Genomic DNA, 25,778 nt, shown 5'->3' with positions numbered 1-25,778 from the left:
GGCGGCCGATGAGGACGATACTCAAACGCGTGTTCCTGACGATCAGTACCACCGGCACCGTTGAACGCCCCGCGACCGACCTCGGATATCTGCTGCACAAGCATCCCGACAAGGCGCAGGCGTTCTCCACCTCGCACGGCACGGCGCACGTCTTCTACCCCGAGGCGTCCGCCGAGCGGTGCACGGCCGCACTGCTCCTGGAGGTGGATCCGGTGGCCCTGGTGCGGCGCGGCAAGGGCAAGGGCCGCGGCGGCGCCCCCGACTCGGCGCTCGCCCAGTACGTCAACGACCGCCCCTACGCGGCGTCGTCACTGCTGGCCGTCGCCCTGACCACCGTGTTCAAGAGCGCCCTGCGCGGCGTGTGCGCCGCACTGCCCGGGCGGGCGGAGGCCCCGATGCCGCTGCGTGTCGAGGTGCCCGCGCTGCCCGCCCGCGGCGGCGCCGAGCTGGTGCGGGCGCTCTTCGGGCCGCTCGGCTGGAGCACGGTGGAGGCCGAACCGGTCGCGCTCGACACGCAGTTCCCCGAGTGGGGCGACTCCCGCTACGTACAGCTGGTGCTCGAAGGGGAGCTGCGGCTCGCCGACGCGCTGCGCCAGCTCTACGTGCTGCTGCCCGTCCTCGACGACGCCAAGCACTACTGGGTCGCGCCCGACGAGGTCGACAAGCTGCTGCGCGCCGGTGAGGGCTGGCTCGCCGACCACCCCGAACAGAAGCTCATCACCAGCCGCTACCTGTCACGCCGCTGGGGACTGACCCGCCGCGCCATGGAGCGCCTCGAACTGGTGCGGCTGGCCGAGGCCGACGACCTCGACGTCGAGGACGTCGACAACGCGGTCGACGAGACCACCGACACGGAGGAGCGCCCCGTACCGCTCGCCGAGCAGCGCAGGGCCGCCGTCCTGGAGGCACTGCACACGGCCGGCGCGAGCAGGGTGCTCGACCTCGGCTGCGGCCAGGGCCAGTTGGTGCAGGCCCTGCTGAAGGACACGCGGTTCACGGAGATCGTCGGCGTCGACGTGTCGGTGCGTGCGCTGACCGTCGCGGGCCGGCGTCTCAAGCTGGACCGCATGGGCGAGCGGCAGGCGTCCCGCGTCAAGCTGATGCAGGGATCGCTCACGTACACCGACAAGCGGCTGACGGGATACGACGCCGCCGTGCTGAGCGAGGTCATCGAGCACCTCGACCTGCCGCGGCTGCCGGCTCTGGAGTACGCGGTGTTCGGCTCGGCCCGGCCCCGGACGGTGCTGGTGACGACCCCGAACGTCGAGTACAACGTCCGCTGGGAGAGCCTGCCCGCCGGACATGTGCGCCACGGCGACCACCGCTTCGAGTGGACCCGCCAGGAGTTCCGCACCTGGGCCGAGGGCGTGGCGGAGCGCCACGGCTACGGCGTACGGCTCGTGCCCGTCGGGCCCGACGACCCCGAAGTGGGCCCGCCCACGCAGATGGCCGTGTTCGAGATCACCGAGAAGGAGGCGAAGGCCGCATGACCAGCACGACACTCTCCGAAAGCACGACCGCACCCGGCCGCCGGCTCCCGGTGACCGACCTGTCGCTCGTCGTCCTCGTCGGGGCCACCGGTTCCGGCAAGTCGACCTTCGCGCGCAGGCACTTCAAGCCGACCGAGGTCATCTCCTCCGACTTCTGCCGGGGACTGGTCGCCGACGACGAGAACGACCAGAGCGCCAGCGGCGACGCGTTCGATCTCCTGCACTACATCGTGGGCAAGCGGCTCGCGGCCGGACGGCTCACCGTCGTCGACGCGACGAGCGTCCAGGCGGAGAGCCGCCGGCAGCTGGTGGGCCTGGCCAGGCAGTACGACGTCCTGCCGATCGCGATCGTGCTCGACATGCCCGAGGACGTGTGCGCGGAGCGCAACGCCGGCCGGCCCGACCGGGCGGGCATGCCCCGCCATGTCATCGCCCGCCACCGCCGCGAGCTGCGCCGTTCGCTGCGGGGCCTGGAGCGCGAGGGCTTCCGCAAGGTGCACATCCTGCGCAGCGTGGAGGAGGTGGAGAGCGCCGAGATCGTCCTCGAGCGCCGCTACAACGACCTCCGCCACCTCACCGGCCCGTTCGACATCATCGGCGACATCCACGGGTGCAGCTCCGAGCTGGAGACCCTGCTCGGCAAGCTCGGCTATGTGGACGGCGCCCACCCCGAGGGCCGTACCGCCGTCTTCGTGGGAGACCTCGTCGACCGCGGCCCCGACAGCCCAGGCGTACTGCGGCGCGTGATGGCGATGGTCGCCGCCGGCAACGCCCTGTGCGTGCCCGGCAACCACGAGAACAAGCTCGGCCGCTGGCTGCGGGGCCGCAACGTCCAGCACACCCACGGCCTCGCGGAGACCATCGAGCAGCTCGAGAAGGAGGACGACGCCTTCCGCGAGCAGGTGAAGGAGTTCATCGACGGCCTCGTCAGCCACTACGTGCTCGACGAGGGCAAGCTCGTCGTCTGCCACGCGGGCCTGCCCGAGAAGTACCACGGCCGCACGTCGGGGCGGGTGCGTTCGCACGCGCTGTACGGGGACACGACGGGGGAGACCGACGAGTTCGGACTGCCCGTCCGCTACCCGTGGGCGGAGGACTACCGGGGCCGTGCCGCCGTGGTCTACGGCCACACACCGGTGCCGAACACCTCATGGATCAACAACACGATCTGCCTCGACACCGGCGCCGTCTTCGGCGGCCGGATGACCGCACTGCGCTGGCCCGAGCGCGAACTGGTGGACGTACCGGCCGAGAAGGTCTGGTACGAGCCGGTCAGACCGCTCGTCACGGAGGCCCCGGGCGGCCGTGAGGGCCGGCCGCTGGACCTCGCCGACGTGCAGGGCAGGCGGGTGGTCGAGACCCGGCACATGGCGCGCATCGGCGTGCGCGAGGAGAACGCGGCGGCGGCGCTCGAGGTGATGAGCCGCTTCGCCGTCGACCCGCGGCTGCTCACATATCTGCCGCCCACGATGGCCCCGACGGCCACTTCCAGGGAGGACGGCTACCTGGAGCACCCGGCGGAGGCGTTCGCCCAGTACCGGTCCGACGGCATCGCCAGGGTCGTGTGCGAGGAGAAGCACATGGGTTCGCGGGCGGTCGCGCTCGTCTGCCGTGACGCGGACGCGGCGCGTGCACGCTTCGGTGTCGAAGGCCCCACCGGAGCGCTGCACACCCGCACCGGGCGCCCGTTCTTCGACGACCCGGCGGTCACGGAGGAGATCCTGGGACGCCTGCGCACGGCCGTCACCGACGCCGGGCTGTGGGACGAACTCGACACGAGCTGGCTGTTGCTGGACGCGGAGCTGATGCCCTGGTCGCTCAAGGCGTCCGGGCTGCTGCGCTCGCAGTACGCCGCGGTCGGCGCGGCCTCAGGGGCCGTGCTGCCGACAGCGACGGCCGCCCTGGAGGCCGCCGCCGCACGCGGCGCCGCCGTGGAGGGCCTGCTGGACCGGCAGCGCGAGCGCACCGCCGACGCGGCCGCGTTCACCGAGGCGTACCGGCGCTACTGCTGGACCACCGACGGGCTGGAGGGAGTGCGCCTCGCACCCTTCCAGATCCTCGCGGCCGAGGGCCGCTCGCTCGCCGCGGTCCCGCACGACGAGCAACTGGCCTGGCTGGACAAGCTGGTGGAGCACGACGCCACCGGCCTGCTCCAGGTCACCAGGAGGCTGATCGTCGACACGGGCGACGAGGCGTCGGTGCGCTCCGGTGTCGACTGGTGGCTGGAGATGACCGGGCGGGGCGGCGAGGGCATGGTCGTCAAGCCGCTCCAGGCTCTCGCGCGGGACGGCAAGGGCCGTCTCGTGCAGCCGGGCATCAAGGTCCGAGGCCGTGAGTACCTGCGGATCATCTACGGCCCCGAGTACACCCGGCCGCGGAACCTGGAGCGGTTGAGGGAGCGGTTCCTGAACCACAAGCGCTCCCTCGCGCTGCGCGAGTACGCCCTGGGCCTCGAGGCGCTGGACCGGCTGGGCGACGGGGAGCCGCTGTGGCGGGTCCACGAAGCGGTGTTCGCCGTGCTGGCCCTGGAGTCGGAACCGGTGGACCCGCGGCTGTGAGCCGCCGTTCCTGAGGGCGGGCGGCGCACGGACGATGCGGCCGCGACGGCCGTGTGACGGCCTCGGACGCCCGGCGGGCGCCCCGAGGCCGTTCGTACGTCGGGGGGCTCGTTCAAGAGGTACGGCTGAGGATCATGCGCCTGCGCGTTGATGAATGCGCCCCCTCGTGCCCCAGAGCTCCAGCGAGATCATATTGACCGACCAATGACCGGCCCATAGCGTCATTGCCCCGACGCAGTGTGACGGTTGGTCAACTCTGTGGCACGGAGTGCCGTGCGAGACCACTGCGCGGGAAGGAACGCCGGCGAAGGACGTGGTCCCCCGAAGGGCCAGCACATCCGCTGCGGGGGGCGAGTCGATGAGTCTGTTCGGAGGGGGCCGTTCGTTTCTCGACGCCCTCACTCCACAGGACCGCGCCACGCTCACCGCACTCGGAGCGCCCCGCGTCTACGCGTCCGGTGACGTCATGATCGAGGAGCGCGACACCAGCACCTTCGTGCTCCTGGTGCTCTCCGGCTGGGCCGTGGTCTCCGTGGGCACCGACCGCGGCGGCCGTCTCATCCTCGCCCTGCGCGGGGCCGGCGAGGTCGTGGGCGACCTCGCGGCCGTGGACCGCGGCCCGCGCAGCGCCACGGTCACCGCGCTCGGCGAGGTGCGCACCGTGGCCGTCTCCGGCGAGCGTTTCCGCAGCTTCCTCGCCGCCAGGCCGCAGGCGACGGCGCTGATCATGCGCCAGCTCACGGCCCGCCTGCGCAGCTCGGACGTGGAGCGGCGCTCACTGGCGTCCGGTTCCGTGCTCCAGCGGCTCGCCGCCCGCCTGGTCGAACTCGGCGGACGGGTCGGCCGCACCGACGGCGAAGGCACCGTCATCGACCTGCCCCTGCCGCAGCACGACCTGGCGGCGGCCATAGGAGCCACCAGGGAAGCCGTCGCCAAAGTGCTGCGGCTGCTGCGGGAACAAGGGGTCGTCCGCACCGCGCACCGGCGGCTGATCGTCACCGACATGGACCTGCTGCGGCTCCTCGCGCAGGGCCGCGAGCAACCGCCGCAGCGCGGACCGGGGAAGAAAAGCCCGCCACTTGTGTAAACGGCTACATCGCCCGTCGCACGACGCACCGAGTCTTGTTCCCGAGACGACAGCACCCAGGGGGTCCGAGTGAGCAGTGCAGCAGCCGTGAACAGACTGGTGGTCTTCGGGGACGCCTGCGGCTCGGGGCGCATGGGCCTCGACGCCAAGAGGCGTATGCGGGCCGCCATGTACGGGGCCTTCGCCGAGGCCTACGCCTCCGTGGGCGTCGAGGTGGACCGTGTCCACCAGGAGGACCGCGGCGACGGGATCCTGGCCGCGCTCGACCCCGGTGTACCGCCGACGCTGATGGTCGGCACCTGGCTCGACACGCTGTTCCAGAGCCTGCGCGAGCACAACGCGGGCAGCGCCGACCGCCTGCGGCTGAGGATCGGGATGAACGCCGGCCCCGTGCTCGACGACGGCAGGGGACTGGTGGGCCGTGCCGTGGACGTGGCGGCACGGCTCTGCGACAGCCCGGTCGCCAGGCGGACGATGGAGCTCGCCCCCGGCAGCGACCTGCTGCTGGTCGTCTCCGACTGGCTCTACGCCAACGTGGTGGCCGAGGGGGGCCGTTACGTCGAACCGGAGACGTACCGCAGCGCGCGGGTCCGTCTCAAGGAGACCGACGAGACCGCCTGGTTCCACATCCCCCGGTTACCCGCGCCCCCACTGCCCGAGGACCGGCCCGCAGCGGAGCCGGGCGCCGAGCACCGGAGCACGGGCGGCGCGGGCGGACCGGGGACCGAGACCGGCGGTGGGCCGGTACAGGGGGACGGCCCACCGCCTCCGGACCCGTCGGGGTCCCGCACCACAGGCACGAAGGGCACCACCGGCGCGGCCGGCACGAGGGACCGGGCAAGGACGGCAGGCACGACCGTCACCCACATCAACGCCCACGGCGACGTGGCCTCGTTCGAGAACAACGTGTTCCACGGTGAGGTGACCGGCATCCGCAAGGACCGCGGCCCGGCCGCCCCCGACGGGGACGGTGCCGCATGAGCAACGACCAGCCGGAAGCCCCGCCGCCCGACGCCCCGGCGGACGAGCAGAAGCCGGCCCCCGCACCCGACCGGAAACCCGCGGAACCGGACGCGGAGGCCGCCGCGCAGGACGCCGCGGAACCGGCTCCGGAACCGCCCAACCCCTTCGCCACGGCGGGCCGCAGCCCGATGGGATCCGCCGGCGGCACCGGCGGATCGGGCACCGCCCACGCGGCACGCCGGACCTTCGCACCGCGGCAGGCGGAGCGGGTCGTTACCTTCGGCGACGACGGCCAGTACTTCCACGGCAACTACTTCATCAACCAGTTCGGCGCCGGCACCGGCCCGGCCATGCTCGACGGCCCCGTCCCCGCGGAGGAACTGCGCCGGCTCGCCGGGGTCTACTGCGAGACCCCCGGATACGGCCGGATGCGGACCAGGCTGCGCGAGTGCGGGCTGCTGGTCCTGTGCGGAGAACGGGGGAGCGGCCGCACCGCCACGGCCCTCGCCCTGCTCTCCGAACTCACCGACAACCAGGTCACCCGGCTGGATCCCAGCGAGGCCGTGCACCGGATCTCCGGCGACATGCTCAAGGAGGAGTACGGGCACCTGCTGGAACTCCCGTCCGACGAGCTGCACCGGGAGGCCGGCCGGAGCACCCGCGGCGACGGCCGGGACGAGGGCCGCCACCCGGGCCGGCTCACGGAACTGCACCTGGACCGCTTCAGCAGGCAGCTGCTCACCGCCAAGGCGTTCGGCGTCGTCCTCGTGGAGAGCGGGGACCTGGCCGACCGGCTGCTGCGCGGCCGTTACGGGATGCAGCTGCGCCCGCCGGGGACGGAGGACGTGCTCCACCGCCATCTGCGCATCCAGCTGCTCGGCGAACCACCGGAGGCCCTCGACGCCTGCCGCGCACTGGCCCGCCGCGAGGACCTGAAGGGCGCGCTCGGACTCGACGAACTGCGCCCCAAGGAGGCCGCCGGTCTCGCGGAGCTGCTCGCCCGCCACTGGCGCGGCGAACTGGGCGACGACGAACTCCTCGACCGCTGCACCACCTTCGTACGGGCGCAGGCCCGCGCGTGGTTCGCCGGCGCCGACCGTCCCGGCACCCTCCCCGAGGCCGGTCCGGCCCTGGGCGCCGCGGCCTTCCGTATCGCCGTCGCCGTGTTCAACGGCTCGCCCTACGGCCTCGCCGCGGAGGCCGCCGAGCAGCTCGCCTGGGAGATGTCCGTCACCCTGGATCCCGAACAGCCCGTCGGACGGCGGCTGTTCGGCACCCATGCCGACGACCGCCCGGCCCTGGCCCGGGCGGTCGTGGAGGACGCGGAGTTCGACCTCGGTGACGCGCAGATCCCGGTGCGCGCCGTCCGCTTCCAGGGCGAGGCCCTCGCGACGGCCGTCCTGCGCGAGGTGTGGAACGGCTACCACAACGCGCGCGGTCCGGTGGTGCGCTGGCTGCGGACCCTGTGCGACGACCCGCGGCCCCAGGTGTGGGTGCGGGCTTCCGTCGCCGCCGGCGTGCTCTGCTCCTGGGACTGGGTCCACGGGGCGGGCGAACTGATCGGCCCGATGGCCGCCGTGGACAGCCCCGTCCAGCAGATGTCGGCCGCGACCGCGCTGGCGGAGGCGTCCAGGGACGCGTCCGTACGGCCCGCGGTCGGCGCGCTGCTGAAGGAGTGGGCCACGTCGGGGGACGAGGCACTGGTGACGACGGCCCTGCTGGCCCACGGGTACGGCATGGCCGCCGGTTCCGTCCGCGCCTCCCTCGACGCGCTGGCGAAGGCGGTCCGGGCCGGCGATGTGACGACGCTGTCCAACGCGGCGTTCAGCGTCACCCGGCTGCTGGCCGGCGCGGAGCCGGCCACGGTCGTCGCCCGTCTCGGCGCCTGGCTGCGCGGCGGACAGCGGGAGCTCGCCGACCTGGTGCTGCTGAGCGTGCTGGGCACGCTGACCACGCGCACCACGTATCTGTGGGGTCTCGACGAGACAGAGGCACTGGAGGAGCACGCCCGCCGGCCGCTCCTCGTGGCCCTGCTCGCCACCCATGAACCCCTGGTCGGCAAGCTCGCCGACCTGGTGAGCCTCACCCTCGGCACCGCCCGCTCCGGCGAGGTGGCGCTCGAGGCCCTCGGGCGGGTCCTGCGCCAGTGCGCGGACGACCCCGCCCAACTGGAGGTGGTCCGCGGCTTCCTTCCGCTGATCACCGTGGAACGCAGGGACCGCGACCGGGTGCGGCACCTGCTGGCCCGGCTGGTCCGGGACGAGGACGACCCCTTGGACAAGAACACCGCCCGCCAACTCTGGGACGCGGCGGCGGAAGGAGCGATGCGATGACCCCGTCAGGCGCCGGAGAACCGCCCGCCCAGCAGCCGTTCCGGCCCGACGAGCGAGCAGGCGCGGACGGGCAGGCCGGTGCCGCCGAGCCGCGCAAGGGGCCGCTGCTGCGGGAGTGCGTCCTGCCGTACACGCCGCGCAGCGGCCAGGTGGCGGCCGTGTACCTGTATCCCAACGGGGGCCACAGCGTGCTGTGGCCGAGCCGCAGGGAGGACCACGACAAGCCCTGGTTCGGCGGACCCCGCGCGGTCTTCGAGGTGATCCTCGGGCGCCATGTCACCGCCTTCGACCTCGCCCTGCCGGCGGCCGGCGACGCCCAGTCGTTCAAGACGCGCGCCGAGGTGCAGTGGGAGGTGGACGACCCGCGGCTGGTGGTCGAGAAGGCTGTCTGGGACGTACGCGAGATGCTGCACGGCGATCTGCTGTACGGGCTGCGCCAGGTGTCCCGGCGGTTCCGGCTCACGGAGGCGCAGCGCGCGGAGGAGGCCGTCCAGGCCGAACTGCGGGCCGGCCGGATGGATCTGGGCGCCGATCTCGGCCTGCGTACCCGGGTGCATGTCTTCATCGACCTCAGTGACCAGGTCAGGGACCGGGTCGCCGAGCGTGACGACGTCGCCTTCGAGATGGAGAAGGACCGGGCGCAGGCCGAGGCGGACCGGCGGAAGGACCGGTACGAGCGCGAACGTGTCGCGGAGCGCGCCGCCCGGCTGGAGGAGGTCCTGCGGCGCGGCGAGGAGGCCGAGATCACCCATCTGATGGCGAGCAACCCCGACAAGGTGTGGGAGATCCGCCAGGCGATCCGGCAGGAGAAACGGGAGGGCCAGGCCGACTATCTGCACCTGTTCAACCGGCTGCTCGACGCGGGAATGCTGGAACGGCACGACGTGGGCGAGCAGATGTACGAGGTGCTCCGGTATCTGCGGGACAACAGCAGCAGGGTGACCGGCAGGGTCACCGACCGGGTGCTCACGTCCCCCGAGGGGGGCCGGCCCGCGCTCACCCCACGCAGGGACGAGACCCCGGAGCCGAGGCGGCCGTTCTGGGACGAGGAGCCGGAGGACGCCGCCGGCCCGGCCCCCGACGACGGGCACGTCTACGAGCCCACCCGGGTGCAGTCGTCCGCGGAGCGGGACCGGGACTCGCGGCCGGCTGCCGGCTCGGGCGGCGCCCGCCCGAGCGCGGACTTCGACGACTGGGGGGACGAGTGAACGGCGGCGCACCGCCGGGCCCGGGCGCCGGTGCGCTTCCGGGCCCCGGCAGCGGGTCAGGCGCCGACCCCGGCGGCGACGTACGGTTCGTCGCCGAGCGGCTGCTGAACTCCGTACGCGAGGACATCGGCCGGGCCGACGCCAAGGCGGCGATCCTGCTCTCCGGAGCGGTCGCCGCACTGGCCGTCGCCTTCTCGCGCAACGAACTCCCGCTGCCGGCGTCCAGGGCGGCGGCAGCCGTCGTGACCGCCGGGCTGCTGCTCTACGCGGCGGGCGTGCTGATGCTCGTCGGCGTGATACTGCCGCGCACGCGGACCGGCGCGGACACCACCTTCCTTCGCGATCTCGCGGTCGGCACGCCGACCGATGAACTGCTCGTCCGGCTCTCGGAGTCGGGCGAGGACGTCGTGCGCTGGCTGGTCGGCCAGGCACGGGTGCACGGGGCGGTCCTGGCCGCCAAATACCGGTGGCTGCGCACGGGGGTCTGCACGCTGACCCTCGGCGCGCTGCTGGTCCTCTTCGGCGAGCTGTGGTGAGAGACGATGAGAATGTTCCGCAAGACAGGTGTGCCGGTGCTGGTCTGCGCACTCCTGATGCTTCCGGCCGCGGCGCCGGGACAGGCCGCCGGCCCCCTGGGCAGGGCGGCCGCGCCGGCGTCCGACGGGCCCGACCCGATCGACTTCGCGGTCGTCGTGGACCAGTCGGAGAGCCTGTCCGACGAGGACCTGGCACGTGAGGTGGAAGCCGCCTCGCTGATCACCCAGGGCGAGATCTCCGCACGTTCCCGCGCCGCAGTCATCGGCTTCGGAAGCTCGGAGAAACCGGGCCAGTCACCGGTCAGCGAAGTGTGCGCCCTGACCACCGCCGACACCGCGGGACGGCAGCGGCTGAGCGACTGCGTGCAGCAACTGGCCCACCGCGACGACAAGAAGACCGGACCGGGCACCGACTTCCCCGCTGCCGTACGGCAGGCCGTCGACCGGCTGGCGGAGAAGGGCGACAAGGAGATCCCCAAGGTCGTCTTCCTGCTCACCGACGGCCGCCTCGACGTCTCCGACAGCCCCGAATACGGCACCGACGAGGCGAGCCGCCAGGCCAACGGCGCGAAGCGCCTGACGGAGGAACTGGCCAGGGCGCGGCGGGAGTCCGTGCAGATCTGGCCGCTCGGCTTCGGCGACAGCATCGACCGGGCCGCGCTGACCAGGATGGCCGACGGCGGATTCCGAGGCGGCTGCGCCGACCTGCCCGACGCCGCCCCGAAGATGCGTGTGGTCGACAGCTCGTCGCAGATCGACAAGGCGCTCCAGGAGACCTTCGCCGCCGCCCGCTGCGCCCGCCTCGCACACGGCACGGTCGGCAAACCGCCCGCCGACCTGTCCGTCACCATCCCGCCCATCGCCACCGACGGCTCCCTCACGGTCAGCAAGCACGACCCCAAGGTCACCGTCACCTACTACGACCCCAAGGGCCGGCGGGTGCCGACCCAGGGCGAGTTCGACGGCTCCGCCTTCGAGACCAGCGGACAGGACGGGCCGGTCGAGGCGCTGCGGGTGAGGAACCCGCTGCCGGGCAAGTGGCGGATCCATATCGAGGCGCCGGAGGGCCACCGCGACCGCGAGGTCGCCGTACGCGCCATCTGGCAGGGCAGGCTCCGTTCCGCGGTCACGCTCAGCCCGGCCTCGCCCCGCCCGGGGGAGGAGGCCGTCGTCGAGGTCCGTATGCAGACCCGGCGCGGTGTGGTGATCACCGACCCTGAGCAGCTCAAGGGCATCCGGGTCTCCGCCCGGATGACCGGCGAGGGCTTCGACCCGGTCGTCGTACCGCTCGCGGACGGGGGCAAGAAGCCCGACGAGCGGGCCGAGGACGCCCGCTACGCCGGACGGTTCACCGTCCCCGCCACCGCCTCCGGGGAACTGCGGCTCACCACCGAGATGACCGCCCCCGGCATCACCAGCGACCGCCGGCCCCTGCACGCCCGCGTTTCGCACGGCACCCCGGTGCTCACCGCCGGGCTGAGCGTCGACCGCGGCGACGTCCACCCTGGGCAGACGGTCAGCGGCACGCTCGACGTCACCAACAACGACTCGGGACCGCACACCCTGCGGCTCTCCCTCGCCGACCAGCCGCCCGGATCCGCACTGCGCATCAGCCCGGCGACGGTGAACGCCGCACCCGGCGGCAGTTCCACCCCGTTCACCGTCACCCTCGGCCCGGACGTCCCCCTGGGCGAGCTGTCCGGACGGATCACGGTGACCGACCTCGGCGACGGAGGCCGGGTCGTGGACAACGTCTTCCTCGGGGTGCGCGTCACCGCCGAACCCACCCTGTGGGACCGGTGGTGGTGGGCCTTCAGCGGCGCGGCGCTCCTGCTGTGCGCGCTGGCCGCCGTGGTCGCCGTGCGGCGGCGGGCAGGGGCGAAACGGCGGGACCTCTCGGGCGTACGGCTCGAACTGCGGGCGGAGGGGCAGCGCCCCGACACGCTGACCATCAGGGCCGGCCAGAGCCCCGGCGGGGAGTTCCTCTTCTCTGTCGGCCGCTCCGGCGGCGGGGCACCGGCGCTGAGGCGCGGCGGAGGATCCCAGGCGTACCGTCTGCGGCGCACCACGGCCGGACAACTGCTGCTCAAGCCGCCCGGCGGACCGGAACGGGCCATCGGGCAGGGCCAGCCGGCCGGTCTGGCCGACGGGTTCGAACTCGTCGTCGGTGACGCCCGTACCGCCGCCGGAACGGGTCGGAGCGGCCGTGACGGACAGGGCCGGGGCCAGGGCGGCGGCCCCTTCGGCGGCCGGCGGGTGCCGGGACCTCGCGGCGCGCGGCCCCAGGGCTCCTCCGACCGCACCGCCCGCGGCGGACGGACCCGGGGCGACGCCTCCGCCGCCCCGCCGCGACGCGGAACCACCCCTCCCGACCCCAACTTCTGACCCACCTCTCGGCCACGAGCGCCCGTCCACGGCGGCGCAAGGGGAGACAGACATGAAGATCTACCAGCCCATGCTCTACGTCGGTCTGGGCGGCACGGGCGCCAGGATCGGCGCGGACCTGGAGCGCGGACTGCGCCGGGAGCTGTGCGGGCCCGACGGCAACAAACTGGTCACCGACGGCCGCCGGCTGCCGTTCCAGCTGCCGGACTGCCTGCAGTTCGTCTACGCGGACTTCAGCGAGTCCGAACTGGACCGGCTCCAGCCGGCCGGCCTCAAGGCCGGTGAGACCGCCGCGCACGCCCGCACCTCACGGATCATCCACGACCTGCTGCCCAGCGACTACGACAGCTCGCCCGAGGTGGCCCGGATGCTGCGGGTCGCGCTGCACGAGGAGACCCACCACTGGCTGCCGCCCCAGGAGCGGCAGCCCCGGGTCGCGCCCCTGCACACCGGGGCCGGGCAGCTGCCGACCGTGGGCAGGTCGGCGCTGTTCGCGACGCTGCGCAGCGGACTCGAGCCGGTGCTGCGCCAGTTGCGTGAGGCGATCGGCGCGATCAGCAACTCGCAGGGCGACCTGCGGGAGATGGGCGGCGGACAGATCCGCGGCTGCGACGTTTTCGTGGCGTTCTCCGTGGCCGGCGGCACCGGAGCCGGCATCTTCTACGACTTCATCCATCTGATCGGACACGAGTTCCGCAGGTCCAAGGTCAAGGGCGTCAAGATCTACCCGCTGGTCGTCATGCCCTCCGCCTTCCCGCCGGAGGCCGGCGGCGGCCGTGAGGCCGAACTCAACTCGTCCCGCGCCCTGGTCGACCTCTCCCGCCTGGTCGACGACCAGAACGTGCCCAGTGCCCGGTCCGACTTCGGCGACGTGGAGGAGCAGGGCTCGCTCGGCGTCCGCTACCCGGGCGAAGGGCTCGTCACGCTGCGCCCCTCGACGGTGCAGACCGCGTTCCTGTTCAGCCGCACCGCCGGCATCGAACCGGAGGACCTGCGCCGCTCCATCACCGCGATGGTGATGTCCCTCATCGGCACGGAACTCGGCGACGACAACAGCCAGGGCCGCACCGAGGGCGACTACCAGTCCTTCGCGGCGAGCTTCGTCAACAAGAGCGTGGAGCGCTCCAAGCCGTCCAGGTCGGGCATCGGCCACCGGTCCATGTCGACCAGCCTGGCCGCCTCACTGACCGTGCCGGTCGACGACCTCGCCGAGATAGTGGCGGGACGGCTGCTGGCGCAGGCCGTGCGGGCGATGGACGAGGAGGCACGCAAGCCGGCCGACGACGGCACCGAGCGGGTCCGCGACCTGTTCGACCGCTCCGCCATCGGCCGGCTGTGGACCAGGGAGGCGCCGGTGGTGGTGCCGCCCGACCCGCTGCCCAAGGGCACCAGGGCCATCATGCAGGCCCTGCGGAACCGGCTCGGCGACATGGACGACGCGCTCGGCAGGCTCCAGCGCGAACTGGACGCCGAGATCCCGCGGCTGGTCGAGGAGTTCCGGCCGGGCTCGGGCTGCCGCGAACTGCTCGGCGTGATCGACCCCTTCAGGCTGGAGAGGCTGCTCGCCGGACTGCCCGGCCATCCGCAGCGGGTCGCGGAAGCCGGGTTCGTCGGCATGCTGGACAACCGCAGGAACGACCCGGAACGCGGTGAGGGCGTGGACGTCCACCCGCCGCAGATCCCGCTGATCAAGCGGGCGGTCGGCGGGCTCGTACCGGCCCGCTGGGGCGACCCCGACGTGCAGAACGCCCTCGACGAGCAGGACGCCTGGTACCGGTGGCGGGCCCGGCAGAAGTGGCACCGCGGCTGGAAGGACCAGGAGTCGCGCTGGCGGCCCCCGCTGCTGCGCACCACAAAGGAGATCGGCGAGCTGGTCAAGGCGCTGCGCGGTCACGAGGAGGACGAGCGCAAGTTCTTCGCGGAGCGGCGCAAGGAGCTCTACCGCAAGGACCGCAAGGGCGTGCTGTACCTGCTCCCCCCGCAGAACACCCTCGCCGCCTTCTACGACGACGTGATCCGCCGGCTCTACCAGCACGAGGACCTGCCGGAGAACCCGGGCGCCGCCCGCCTGGTGGCCAAGCTGATCCGGCCCGACGACTGGATGCGGGCCCTGGAGTCCGTGCGCCGTTCGCCGCAGGCCGGCGTCAAGGAGATCAAGCAGGTCATCGAGCGGCGGGTCAAGGGACTGTTCGTGGAGTCGAGCGTGCTCGGCGACCGTCCGCTGCTGCCGTCGCTGGGGGTGCTGCTGCAGGCCGCGGCCGGTGACGAGGACGCCGCCGCGAAGGTGGACACCCGATGGCTGGAGCAGTTCCGCTCCCAGCTCGTCGGGCTGCTGCCGGTCGGCTTCGAGCCGGACGGCAGCGGCCCGCTCAAGGTGCTCATCGTGCACCCGCAGAGCGAGGCCGGCTCGGGCGCCGCGGCGTTCCTCAAGCGTGAACTGCGCCTGCCGTACGGGACGGTGCCCGAATTCCGGGCCGTGGACACGGAGTCGATCACGGTCGTGCTGTTCCGCAGCGGCATGAGCCTCACCGACGTCTCGGAGGTGCGGCACGTGCTGCGGCTGTGGGCGGAGGCCCGGGACGCCGCCGGCGTGGACGACTTCCTGCACTGGCGCCAGCGCCTCGGCTACCGCGACGACTGGCTGGCCAGCACCGAGGAGGACCGGCGCCGGATTCTGCACCGCATCCTGTGCGCGGTCTGGAACGGCCTCGTCGAGGTGAAGGGATCGCCCGACTCGCCCGAGCAGATCCGCATCCGCCTCCAGGAGGGCGGCGCGGCCACCATGACGCTGCGCCTCGAGGCCTTCGACAACAGCGTCTCCAGCTGGGCGGGACTGCTGCGGGCCTACGAGCAGTGGGCGCTGCTCGACGAGGGCCGGATCGTCGAGGAGGTGTGCGAGCGGCTGATGAGCGCCCAGCCGGTCGGTCTCGCCACCACACCGGAAGCCCCCTCGCCGCTGTTCCGCCGGCTGGTGCACGAGGTGGCGCCCCGCCAGCTCGCCCTGATCAAGGAGCTGAGCGGGCAGTTCGGCGCCGAGGACGAGGAATGGCTCGTCCCGCTGCGCGACTTCTGGGAGCAGACCTTCCCCGGCGCACTCGACATGCGCTTCCCCGGCGCCACCCGCCCCACCCGGCCCAACCTGCGCGCGCTCGACCAGCGCGTCGCGCAGAGCGAGGCCGCACGCCGCCAGGAGGACGCGCCGGTCCCGGGGCCGCGCAACGAACCGCGCAACGAACCTCGTAACGAGCCGCGCAACGAGCCGCGACCCGACCCGCGCACGGACCCCCGCCGCGAACGGACGTACGCGGACGGACAGGACGACGGCCACGGACGGGGCGACGTGGGCCACGGCCGACGGGACCCGGGCCAGGACCGTGACGCGTACCCCTACGACCACGAACCGGCCGCAGGCCCCCGCCGGGACGAGGACGCCGCCCGCACCCAGTCGCCGGGCCCCACCGACCCCTGGGACGAAGGCGAGTGGGGCCGGCACGGCCACGACCAGGACGGCGACCGATGGTGACCATGGAACAGAACCGCCCGGGCCGTGCCGTCGTCGTGGACCTGCGGCACGGGGCGCCGGTGACCGCGGCACTGAAGGAGACGGAACACGACCGCACGCGGCGGTTCCTCGTCATCGACGGCGCGGCGGACCTCGTGGACCACCAGCTCCGCTACGAACAGCTCTACTCCTACGGACCCGCACGGCTGCTCTGCCTCGCGACCGGTGCCCCCGGGCAGCGGCAGCTCCACCGGCCGCTGCCGCTCGGCCCGCCGGAGGCCGGTGTGCTGTGGCTGCCCGACACGCTCGTGGGCGCCGCGCCGGGGACCGACAGGTTCGACGCGTCGCTGCGGCCGCTGCTGGAACTCCTCGTGGAACCGGCCGTGTTCGACTGCGTCCTCGGCCAACTGGCGGACGTGCCGCACGGCGTCGCCGTGCCCGCCGTGCACGTACTGGAGCACGACCTGACGGAGGAGGCGCGGTCACGGGCCTGGCGGCAGGCGCTGGAGCACCTCACCGGCCAGGACCTGCCCGTATCCGTCACCCCGCCGGAGAGCGGCGCCGCGTCCGGCGGGACCCGGCAGGACGGCCTCAGTCCCGAACTGTCGCTCCTCCTCGGCCGGTCGGTACCGCGCAGCCTCGCCGACCGGCCGTGGCTGACCCCCGGTGGCCGGATCGACACCCGGCACGAGGAGTGCGTGGAGGCCCTGCACGACACCAGGGAGACCTACGAGGCGATCCGGGGCGCGGCAGGTCTGTTCGGCAGGGCCGGCAAGGAGGCCGACCTCCCCGCACGGTTCGAGGGCCTCGCCGACGCGCTGGCCGCGTACCGCACAGAGGTCGCGGGTGCGCTCGGCGACGGCGGCGGCGACCGTGTCCGCCCGGAGCAGCGCGGTCGCCTGCTCGATCGCGGCATCGAACTGACGGAGGTGCCGGAGGTGACCCGCGCGAGCGTGGGACCGGCGCTGCGTGACCACACGGAGCGCCTCCTCCGGCAGCGGCTGCCCCTGCGGTCCGTCGCGGCGACGCTCAACGCGCTCTCCGGCCGGTCGGCGCCGGCGGGCAGCACGGCGAGACTGCGCCGGCTCGACGAGACCTGTCCGCCGGAGCGGGTCGCGGAACTCCCGCTGCCGCCACCGTTCCTGATGCGCCGCCCGTGGGCGGCCGACGCGGGCCTGGCCCTGCTGATCTGCTGCGTCGCCGGGCTCTGGCCGGGAATCGGGTGGTTCGCCGGACCGCTCTGCGCGGCTGCGGGCGCGGCTCTCGCCGCACTGATGCTGCGGCGCCGTCCCGGTCGTTCCCGGGACGGGCGTCTGGACGGGGGCGGCGACACCCGCGCCCTCACCCGCCTCGCGGCGGGCGCCGTCGGCGGGGTGGCCGGGGCGTTCGCCGGCTCGGCGCTGTCCCTGCCGGTCTGGGCGGGCGCGATCGCCCTGGCCCTCGCGCCGACCGCGCTGGTGCTGCTGGCGATACGCGACTGGACGGCGGCGGTCGACGACTGGTGGGGGCAGACGGACTGGGCCTTCGCCGCGGGAGCCGTGGAGGGGGTCGACGAACTGCTGGCGGACACCGTCGTGCACGACTGGCTGCTCGCCGACGCCCGTTACCACTGCTCCGACGCGGCACGCGCCGTCGCCGTGCTGGTGGGGTCACTCGCCGACACCGTGGAGGAAAGGCTGGGCGCCGGTCCGTCCGTGGACCGGGCGCTGCCGGTGGACGAACCGGCCGGTCCCTCCGCAGGGCCGGCGGGCGGCTTCGACTGGGACAGCTGGGGCGACGCCGACGACGACCGGGCCGAACCGACCCTCCCGGACCCGGCCTCGCACACTGCCTTCTCGGACGACAGCACTGTTCACGGCCCGTCCGGAGCAATGGACTTCGGCCCGGATACGGGGCGGGGCCCCGGCGCGTACCTCGGCCCGGACCTCCGCCCGGGTTTCGGCGACGCCGCGCCCGGGACGGGTGCCGGCTTCCGCCCGGGCTTCGACGACGGCCACGCCGCGGACGCCGTCGCGGACCCGGCCGCCGGCGGCCGCCCCGTGCCGCAGACCGCCGGGACGCGACCGCACGCCGCCGAGGAACGACCGTCCGCGGTCGAGGAGCAGCCGCTCGCCCTGCGCAGCCTTTGGCCGTCCCGCTCCGACGGCGACGGCCCGCCCTGGCTCGAACGGGAGACCGGAGACGGCGGCCCGGAACTGGTCGACACGCTGGTCGGCGATCTGACCCACGGCGCTGCGCTGATCCTCGCCTCCCGCTGGGCAGCCGTGGAGCGTGAACCGGCGACCGCGGCCGGCGTGCCGCTGCGCCCACTGATGAACGAACTCCTCGACGAGGAGCACCGGAGGCTGATCAAGGACGCGGTCGCCGCGCCGCCCCCGTACGCCCCTGATCCCGGGAACCGGCCCGGCATCGCCGGTCTGCTCGGGGTCTCCTCCGACCGGGTGCGCCGCCTCCTGGCAGACGGCGGCACGGAGCACGCCGTCCCGCTGTGCGGGGCCGAGCACCGGCGGCTGCTCTCCAAGGACCCGCACGCGGCAAGGCGGTTCCGGTTCGCGCCGGAGGCCCTGCGGCGCGGGGCGGAGCCGGAGACCGGCCAGGACGCGTGGCCGGGCGCCGCGGAGGACGTCGTGTGGACGGCGGGCGGCAGGCACGCCGGGGTGCTCACGCTGATGCCGATGCGCCCGGACACGGTCAGGTCCGTCAGGGGAGAGGAGGGCGGAACGCGATGACCGTGCCGCACAACACGGGGGCGCCGGCGGAGGACGTGGAGGAGCTCGAGTTCTACACCCACCGCCAGGACCCCGTCCGTTTCTCGGTCCGCTTCTCCGACGACGTCCGTATGCCGGAGCGGGCGCCGCTGCTGGCCCGGCAGGTGACCCTCAGCAAGGGCTGGCGGGTGATCCAGTACCGGCTGCCGCGCTCCGCGCACGGCAGCGCCGACGCCTACGGCGCGCTCGAGCGGGAGGTCAGCGCGGCGGTCGCGGTGGAGCGGCAGCACGGGGCCGAGCCCTACAGCGAGCTGTTCACCCGCCTCGTCGGGTTCCATCTCCACGCCCCGGAACCCTTCGTCCTCTACAAGGTGCACGCCGGCCGGCCCGTCGCCGCCCGGCAGGGCGCGCTGACCGTGGCGGAACAGCACAAGGTGCTCAGTCAGCTGGCGCTCGCCGTGCGCCTGCTGGAGAACGTCCAGCTGGTGCACCGGGACATCAACCCCCACACGGTCCGCTGGGACGGCACCCATGTGCGGCTGGGCGAGCTGTACCGCACCCAGCGGATCGGCGAGCCCCGCGAGGCGTTCGGTGCGGCGCCGTGGGCCGCGCCGGAGCAGCGGGACGGCGCGGGCACCGCCGATCCGCGCGACGACCTGTGGTCGGTGGCCCGGCTCATGTACTTCCTGCTGTCCGGCCGCCCCGGGGACGCGACCGCGCCTCCGGAGGACCTGGCCGACTTCGGCAGGCTCGCTGCACTCAGCGAGAGCGGTTCGTTCGCTCCCCTGGCCCAGATGCGGGCGGCGCCGGCCGAGCTGATGCGCCTGCTGAACGTCGGCGATCCGCTGACGGTCGTCTCCTCCGCCCCGGACCCGCTCGGCCGCGCCCGCGCGGAGTTCGACGCCAGGCTCGCGGAGAAGCGGGACCGGCTCGGTCTCGCCGCCCCGGCGGACCAGGAGCAGGTGTACGTGGAACTGGTCGACCCTCCGCCCCGCCGCTCGCTGCGGCGGCTGCTGGGCGGCGGCCGTCCACCGGCTCCCAGACCGGCCGCCGAACCCCGGCACGACGGCCCCGTTGACGTTCCCCTGCCGACCCGGCCCCCGCTGTGCCCGCACTGTCTGCTGCCGGTGCACTACGACGAGACGCAGCTGTTCACGCTCGACAGCAAGAAGGAGCCCAGGAAACTCGACCTCAGCGCGGAGTACCGTCCGATGCACCGTCAGGACGCCCTGCGCCAGGCCTTCCAGATGTGCCCGCACGCGGACGAGAACCAGCCGCACCGGCTTCCCGTCCCCTACCTCACCAGCGGTGAGCCGCTCACCGTCGCCATGGTCGGCAGTTCCGCCGCCGGCAAGACCCATCTGCTGGCCGCCATGCTCGGCGAGATCGAGCAGGGCGGTCTCGAGCCGTACGGACTCAAGTGCCTGCCGCTCAACCCGGAGGAGCACCGCGAGTACCTCGCGGAGACGGTCCACCCGCTGCACCGCGGCGAGGTGCTGCGGCGTACGGGACAGGTGCGCTTCGCCGAATTCGCGGACGGCCTGCTGGTCACCGGGCACGGGGTGACCCGGCCCGTGGTCTTCTTCGACCTGGCGGGAGAGGACCTGGCGCAGAACAGCGACGTGACCCGGTTCCTCATGGGCGTGGGCGCGTTCATCTTCGTGCTCGACCCGCTGCGGGCCCTGCGGCTGCCCCAGCTCGACCCGGTGCGCGAGCGCACCGGACTCGTCCAGCGCGACCTCGGCGACGAGGCGTTCGCCACCGTGCTCGGCCGGATCCCGCGCACCGGCCCGTACATCACCGCCCCCGCGGCCGTGGCGCTGAACAAGAGCGACCTCGTCCGCTTCGACCCCTCGGTGGACCGCTGGCTGGCCCGCGGACTGCCGGCGGTCCTGGACGACAGCACCCTGCGCGCGGAGAGCCGCGACGTCCACGCCTTCGTCCGGCACCACGGCAGCCAGGCATGGCTGAAGCCGTTCGACGACTGCGCCCGCTGCACGCTGCACTTCGTGGCGGCGACCGGCGGCCAGGAGAGGGGCGAGACCTTCCCGCACGGCGTGCGGCCGCGCCGGGTCCTCGCCCCGCTGCTGTCCGTGTTCGCGATGTGCGGGCTCCTGCCCGGAGCCGAGTTGAGGGAGACAGGGGTATGACGTCACGTCACACCGGGACCGTGGACCAGATCGTCTTCCGCTGGGACGCCGCCAACCCGATGGGCAACACGGGCTTCGGCCCGGTCGCCTGGTCCGGCGAACGCAGCGACGTCGTACGGCTGTTCCGGCCCGTCACGCACCTGTTGAGGTCGGCGGGCCCCGGCACGGCCCCGGCGCTGGTGCGTCTGGTGAGCGAGGACTCGGCGACGGCGCTGCTGGTGCACCGTACGTCCGGGCGTGGTCTCGGAGGCCGCCAGGACACCTTGTGCCACGCCCTGTACGGGGCCGAGCCGAGCCTCGGCCCCGAGACCTGCCTCGGGCTGCACACCTGGGACTGGGAGGGCAGCGGCATCGCGCTCGGCGAGGTTCGCGGCGCGCTGGACCCGGTGCCGCTCGGCGCCCTCGAACGGTCGGCCCTCGAGGGCGGGAGGCGGCTGTCCGGCGGGCTCCGCCGGACGGAGGCCGAACTGACGACGGTCGCGGCGGAGGTGCTGCGTGACCCTGCCGCGCTGCACACCGTGCTGGACCGCGCGGGCGACGACGGGCCGTGCCTGCTGCTGTGGGCCCTGTACGGGATCTTCGGCAAGGTCCTGCCGCAGCCGTGGACGTTCGCGACGCACGACACGGCGGAGAGCCGCCGGATCAGGTTCATGTTCGTGAGCCGCTGGTCCAGTTCGCCCGACCAGGACGGTCCGAGGGTGCGCACGGACCCGCTCCAGGCGCCGGAGGGCCGGCCGCAGGAGGTGGCGGAGCGCCTGGTGCGCGCCTATCTGTACGCGGTCGAGCGCGGCGACGCGCACGAGTTCGAGCTCGCCGACGCGCTGTCGAGGGCGCTTCCCCGTGGCGCGGCGGTGAGGGACGGCCGTGCGCTGCTGGAGGCCTCGGAGGACGCCCTGGCCGCGCTCGAGCGCCGCGCCGGACGCGACCGGTCCGGGCCCCGCACGTACCGTCCGGAGCCGTCCGCGGCCGAGACGTACTACGCGAACGAGCCGTCCACGCCGGCGTTGTACCGCTCGGGGGAGGCGCGGGCGTCCGAGGCGTACCGCGCAAGCGAGACGCCGGCGTCCGGGTCGTACCGTACGGAGCCTCCGGCGTCCGGGGCGCACCGAGCGGAGCCGTCCGGGTCCACGGAGTACGGTGCGGAGCCGTCCGGGTCCGCGGGGTACCGCGCGGAGCCGTCCACCTCCGCCCCGGCGGCAACGCCGTTCGCCGCGTCGCCCGTTCAGGACATGCGACCGCCGGCGGCGCCGGCTCCCGGGCCGCCCGGGCGGCTTCCCGTCGTGCGCCCCACCTGGCCCGAGCCGGACGGGGAGCGGCGCCGGCGGCCGGTCCTCGGCCGTCGCTCCGCCCCCAGGGAGACCGGCTCACTGCCCGCGCGGCTGGCCACGTGCCGCGACGAGCGTGAACTCACCGACACGATCCGGGAGTCGGGCAACGGCGACCTGCTGACGGTGCTCGAGGGCGACCCCTCGTACGACGTGCTGACCCTGGTCGTGCGCCGGATCGTGGAGGGCTGGCCCGACTGGACCGCCGGTGAGCGCAAGCGCATGTGCGACGCGGTCCTCGGCCGACGGCTCTATCTCTCTCCCGGTGCCTCGGCGGCCCGGGGCGGCCCGGACGAGCCGGTCCGTGCCGCGAACGCGGCGTCGCTGTACCGATGGGCCGTGCGGCCGTTCGCCGCCGAACCGGATGTGGGGAACCGTCTGGAGAGACTGCTGCCCGAACTGTGCGGCGGGGCCGACCCGATCGGGCGCGGGGCGGCCGAGCAGATCCTCACCGGCCGCGGTGACCCCGGGATCACGCTGCCGGTGTGGCAGGCGCTGGTGCGCCGGTCGATGGCGTTGCCCGGGCCGCCGCCCGACCGGGTCACGCACGAGCCGCCGGAGCCTCCCGCCCGGCCGCCGGAGCGGCTCGAACACCGGTCCCCCGCCCCGGAACAGCCGTCCGGCCCCACGGAGCACCGGGACGGCCCGGAGTGGCCGGCGGGGTCCGCCGGTCGATCACCCGAGCCGCCCCACCGCCCGGAGCCGGCCCGCCGAACACCCGAGCCGCCCCACGGCCCCGAGCCGCCCCACCACCCGGAGCCGGCCCGCCGAACACCCGAGCCGCCCCGCCGCGAGCCCGAGCCTCCGGGCCGTGCCACCGCCCAGCCGCAGACCCGCACCCTTTATCCGCCCGGCGAAACGGTGCGGTCCGGGACCGACGGCCTCGGGCCGTCCCGAGGTGGGCACCGCTCGTCCGGTGTGACGGGCGGGAACGGGCGTGGATTCGTCCTCGCCCTCGGCGGATTCGGCGTGGTGCTGGTGGTCCTCATCGTGGTCCTCGCCGTGGCGTCCTGAAAGCCCCCGCGGCGGAACGGCGGCCGAAGCGCGACGGAAGAGCGGCCGAAGATCGGCGTACGGCGTGTGTCCCGGGGCCCGCACGGCCAGGATGGGGACATGGGATTCCATGTCGACTCCGAGGCCGGGCGGCTCCGCCGGGTCGTGCTGCACCGGCCCGATCTGGAGCTGAAGCGGCTCACGCCGAGCAACAAGGACGCACTGCTCTTCGACGACGTGCTCTGGGTGCGCCGCGCCCGGCAGGAGCACGACGGGTTCGCGGACGTGCTGCGCGACAGGGGGGTGGAGGTCCATCTCTTCGGTGATCTGCTGCGCGATTCGCTGGAGATCCCCGAAGCCAGGAAGCTCGTGCTGGACCGGGTCTTCGACGAGAAGGAGTACGGCCCGCTCGCCACGGACCACCTGCGGGCCGCCTTCGACGAACTGCCCACCGCCGCCCTTGTGGAGGCCCTGGTCGGCGGGATGACCAAACGGGAGTTCCTCGCGGGCCATTCCGAGCCGACGTCGGTGCGTTTCCATGTGATGGATCTGGACGACTTCCTGCTCCATCCGCTGCCGAACCACCTGTTCACCCGCGACACCTCGGCCTGGATCTACGACGGCGTCGCCATCAACGCGATGCGGTGGCCGGCCCGCCAGCGCGAGACGGTGCACTTCGAGGCGATCTACAAGCACCATCCGCTCTTCGTCGGCCCGGAGGCCGGCCCGTTCCATCACTGGTCGGAGGGGCAGGACGACTACCCGTCCACCATCGAGGGCGGCGATGTGCTGGTGCTCGGCAACGGCGCTGTGCTGATCGGGATGAGCGAACGCACGACACCGCAGGCCGTGGAGATGCTGGCCCGCGGTCTGTTCGCGGCCGGTTCGGCCCGCACGATCGTGGCCCTCGACATGCCGAAGCGACGGGCCTTCATGCATCTGGACACGGTCATGACCATGGTCGACGGCGACACGTTCACCAAGTACGCGGGCCTCGGCATGCTCCGCTCGTACACCATCGAACCGGCGGAGGGCGGGGGGCTCAAGGTCAGCGACCATCCGCCGGAGCGGATGCACGACGCCATAGCGGCCGCGATCGGCCTGAAGGACGTCCGGGTGCTGACCGCGACGCAGGACGTGCACGCGGCCGAGCGTGAGCAGTGGGACGACGGCTGCAACGTCCTGGCCGTGGAACCGGGCGTCGTCGTGGCCTACGAGCGCAATGTGACCACCAACACCCATCTGCGCAAGCAGGGCATCGAGGTCATCGAGATCCCCGGCAGTGAACTGGGCAGAGGCCGTGGCGGTCCGCGCTGCATGAGCTGCCCCGTCGAGCGGGATGCTGTATAGCAATGCAGGGCATCGTATAGAGTTCCACTGTCACCTCGTCCGTCACGCAGGAGCAGCCATCATGGCGATACATCTCGAAGGCCGCCACTTCCTCAAGGAGCTCGATTTCACCGCCGAGGAGTTCCGCGGTCTGATCGACCTGGCCGCCGAGCTCAAGGCGGCCAAGCGAGCGGGCACCGAGGTGCAGCGGCTGCGCGGCCGCAACATCGTGCTGATCTTCGAGAAGTCGTCGACCCGCACCCGCTGCTCCTTCGAGGTGGCGGCCGCCGACCAGGGCGCCTCGACGACCTACCTGGACCCGTCGGGCTCCCACATCGGCAGCAAGGAGTCCGCCAAGGACACCGCCCGGGTGCTCGGCCGGATGTTCGATGCCATCGAGTTCCGCGGCGACGGCCAGCAGGTCGTGGAGGAACTCGCCGCCCACGCGGGGGTGCCCGTCTACAACGGACTCACCGACGACTGGCACCCCACCCAGATGCTCGCCGACGTCCTCACCATGAAGGAGCACAGCGACAAGCCGCTGGAGGAGCTCTCCTTCGCCTACCTCGGCGACGCCCGCTTCAACATGGGCAATTCCTACCTGGTGACCGGCGCTCTGCTGGGCATGGACGTCCGGATCGTCGCGCCGAAGGCCTACTGGCCCGCCGAGGAGGTCGTCGCGCAGGCGCACCGGGCCGCGGCCGTGAGCGGCGCGAGGATCACGCTCACCGAGGATGTCGCGGAGGGCGTGCGGGGCGCCGACTTCGTCGCCACCGACGTCTGGGTGTCGATGGGCGAGCCCAAGGAGGTCTGGGACGAGCGGATCAAGGCGCTTGCTCCCTACGCCGTGACCATGGACGTGCTGCGCGCCACCGGCAATCCGCAGGTGAAGTTCCTCCACTGCCTGCCCGCCTTCCACGACCTGGGCACCAAGGTCGCCCGGGAGATCCATGAGCGGCACGGCCTGACGGAGCTGGAGGTCAGCGACGAGGTCTTCGAGTCGGAGCACTCGGTGGTCTTCGACGAGGCAGAGAACCGTATGCACACCATCAAGGCCGTCATGGTGGCCACGCTGACGGGCGTCACGGCCGGCGGGAGCACGGCATCCGTATAGTCTTGCCCCGAATTGGGTGATCATGCGAACAGCGGGCTAGTATGTCCGCCGTCAGTGGGGTCCGGGCTCGCACGCCCGGACCCCACTCGTACGTCTC

At 73.3% G+C, this 25,778-nt stretch carries 14 protein-coding genes; all 14 read left to right on the top strand.

Features of this window, described 5'->3' with window-relative positions; genetic code table 11:
• The first annotated feature begins 29 nt into the window (after positions 1-29).
• The 14 genes from ACWGH4_RS02505 to argF all read left to right on the top strand — a co-directional run bounded on the left by ACWGH4_RS02505 (position 30) and on the right by argF (position 25,681).
• A complete protein-coding gene (locus ACWGH4_RS02505) occupies positions 30-1,490 on the top strand; it encodes a 3' terminal RNA ribose 2'-O-methyltransferase Hen1 (RefSeq protein WP_453454646.1) in 1,461 nt (486 codons plus the stop codon).
• Complete coding sequence (locus ACWGH4_RS02500) at positions 1,487-4,048, top strand: polynucleotide kinase-phosphatase (RefSeq protein WP_453454644.1); 2,562 nt, start codon at positions 1,487-1,489, stop codon at positions 4,046-4,048. Before ACWGH4_RS02505 ends, ACWGH4_RS02500 begins: the two co-directional genes overlap by 4 nt.
• Before the next feature lie 358 nt (positions 4,049-4,406).
• Complete coding sequence (locus ACWGH4_RS02495; RefSeq protein ID WP_453454642.1) at positions 4,407-5,135, top strand: Crp/Fnr family transcriptional regulator; 729 nt, start codon at positions 4,407-4,409, stop codon at positions 5,133-5,135.
• A gap of 69 nt (positions 5,136-5,204) precedes the next feature.
• On the top strand, positions 5,205-6,116 hold the full coding sequence (locus ACWGH4_RS02490; RefSeq protein ID WP_453454641.1) for a hypothetical protein: 912 nt from the start codon (positions 5,205-5,207) through the stop codon (positions 6,114-6,116).
• Positions 6,113-8,431: a hypothetical protein gene (locus ACWGH4_RS02485; RefSeq protein WP_453454639.1), complete on the top strand. Its 2,319-nt coding sequence runs from the start codon at positions 6,113-6,115 to the stop codon at positions 8,429-8,431. Before ACWGH4_RS02490 ends, ACWGH4_RS02485 begins: the two co-directional genes overlap by 4 nt.
• A complete protein-coding gene (locus ACWGH4_RS02480; RefSeq protein WP_453454637.1) occupies positions 8,428-9,639 on the top strand; it encodes a hypothetical protein in 1,212 nt (403 codons plus the stop codon). Before ACWGH4_RS02485 ends, ACWGH4_RS02480 begins: the two co-directional genes overlap by 4 nt.
• Entirely contained in the window at positions 9,636-10,175 is a 540-nt protein-coding gene (locus tag ACWGH4_RS02475; protein WP_453454635.1) for a Pycsar system effector family protein, read from the top strand. Before ACWGH4_RS02480 ends, ACWGH4_RS02475 begins: the two co-directional genes overlap by 4 nt.
• 6 nt (positions 10,176-10,181) lie before the next feature.
• Positions 10,182-12,560, top strand: a complete 2,379-nt coding sequence (locus tag ACWGH4_RS02470) for a VWA domain-containing protein (RefSeq protein ID WP_453454633.1) — start codon at positions 10,182-10,184, stop codon at positions 12,558-12,560.
• Between the two features lie 52 nt (positions 12,561-12,612).
• On the top strand, positions 12,613-16,083 hold the full coding sequence (locus ACWGH4_RS02465; RefSeq protein ID WP_453454631.1) for a tubulin-like doman-containing protein: 3,471 nt from the start codon (positions 12,613-12,615) through the stop codon (positions 16,081-16,083).
• Positions 16,084-16,085: 2 nt separating this feature from the next.
• A complete protein-coding gene (locus ACWGH4_RS02460; RefSeq protein ID WP_453454630.1) occupies positions 16,086-18,791 on the top strand; it encodes a hypothetical protein in 2,706 nt (901 codons plus the stop codon).
• Positions 18,788-20,920: a hypothetical protein gene (locus ACWGH4_RS02455; protein ID WP_453454628.1), complete on the top strand. Its 2,133-nt coding sequence runs from the start codon at positions 18,788-18,790 to the stop codon at positions 20,918-20,920. The genes ACWGH4_RS02460 and ACWGH4_RS02455 overlap by 4 nt, the downstream gene beginning before the upstream one ends.
• Positions 20,917-23,259 (top strand): hypothetical protein, encoded by a 2,343-nt coding sequence (locus tag ACWGH4_RS02450; protein WP_453454626.1) that lies wholly within the window; start codon positions 20,917-20,919, stop codon positions 23,257-23,259. The genes ACWGH4_RS02455 and ACWGH4_RS02450 overlap by 4 nt, the downstream gene beginning before the upstream one ends.
• Before the next feature lie 99 nt (positions 23,260-23,358).
• Entirely contained in the window at positions 23,359-24,588 is a 1,230-nt protein-coding gene (locus ACWGH4_RS02445) for an arginine deiminase (RefSeq protein WP_441264845.1), read from the top strand.
• Between the two features lie 61 nt (positions 24,589-24,649).
• Positions 24,650-25,681 carry an ornithine carbamoyltransferase gene (argF, locus tag ACWGH4_RS02440; protein ID WP_453454624.1) on the top strand — a complete coding sequence of 344 codons (1,032 nt, stop codon included), beginning with the start codon at positions 24,650-24,652 and terminating at the stop codon, positions 25,679-25,681.
• Positions 25,682-25,778: the final 97 nt, after the last annotated feature.

It is taken from the genome of Streptomyces sp. NPDC054847, from assembly GCF_053610925.1.
The sequence above is the reverse complement of the archived record's forward strand: the minus strand, read 5'-3'. Positions and strand labels throughout refer to the sequence as shown.

What these genes read in the sequence shown, in the direction of transcription:
- ACWGH4_RS02500 (WP_453454644.1), top strand. Translation starts at nt 1,487, where the DNA reads ATGACCAGCACGACACTCTCCGAAAGCACGACCGCACCCGGCCGCCGG.
- ACWGH4_RS02495 (WP_453454642.1), top strand. Translation starts at nt 4,407, where the DNA reads ATGAGTCTGTTCGGAGGGGGCCGTTCGTTTCTCGACGCCCTCACTCCA.
- ACWGH4_RS02485 (WP_453454639.1), top strand. Translation starts at nt 6,113, where the DNA reads ATGAGCAACGACCAGCCGGAAGCCCCGCCGCCCGACGCCCCGGCGGAC.
- ACWGH4_RS02480 (WP_453454637.1), top strand. Translation starts at nt 8,428, where the DNA reads ATGACCCCGTCAGGCGCCGGAGAACCGCCCGCCCAGCAGCCGTTCCGG.
- ACWGH4_RS02470 (WP_453454633.1), top strand. Translation starts at nt 10,182, where the DNA reads ATGAGAATGTTCCGCAAGACAGGTGTGCCGGTGCTGGTCTGCGCACTC.
- ACWGH4_RS02465 (WP_453454631.1), top strand. Translation starts at nt 12,613, where the DNA reads ATGAAGATCTACCAGCCCATGCTCTACGTCGGTCTGGGCGGCACGGGC.
- ACWGH4_RS02460 (WP_453454630.1), top strand. Translation starts at nt 16,086, where the DNA reads ATGGAACAGAACCGCCCGGGCCGTGCCGTCGTCGTGGACCTGCGGCAC.
- ACWGH4_RS02455 (WP_453454628.1), top strand. Translation starts at nt 18,788, where the DNA reads ATGACCGTGCCGCACAACACGGGGGCGCCGGCGGAGGACGTGGAGGAG.
- ACWGH4_RS02450 (WP_453454626.1), top strand. Translation starts at nt 20,917, where the DNA reads ATGACGTCACGTCACACCGGGACCGTGGACCAGATCGTCTTCCGCTGG.
- ACWGH4_RS02445 (WP_441264845.1), top strand. Translation starts at nt 23,359, where the DNA reads ATGGGATTCCATGTCGACTCCGAGGCCGGGCGGCTCCGCCGGGTCGTG.
- argF (WP_453454624.1), top strand. Translation starts at nt 24,650, where the DNA reads ATGGCGATACATCTCGAAGGCCGCCACTTCCTCAAGGAGCTCGATTTC.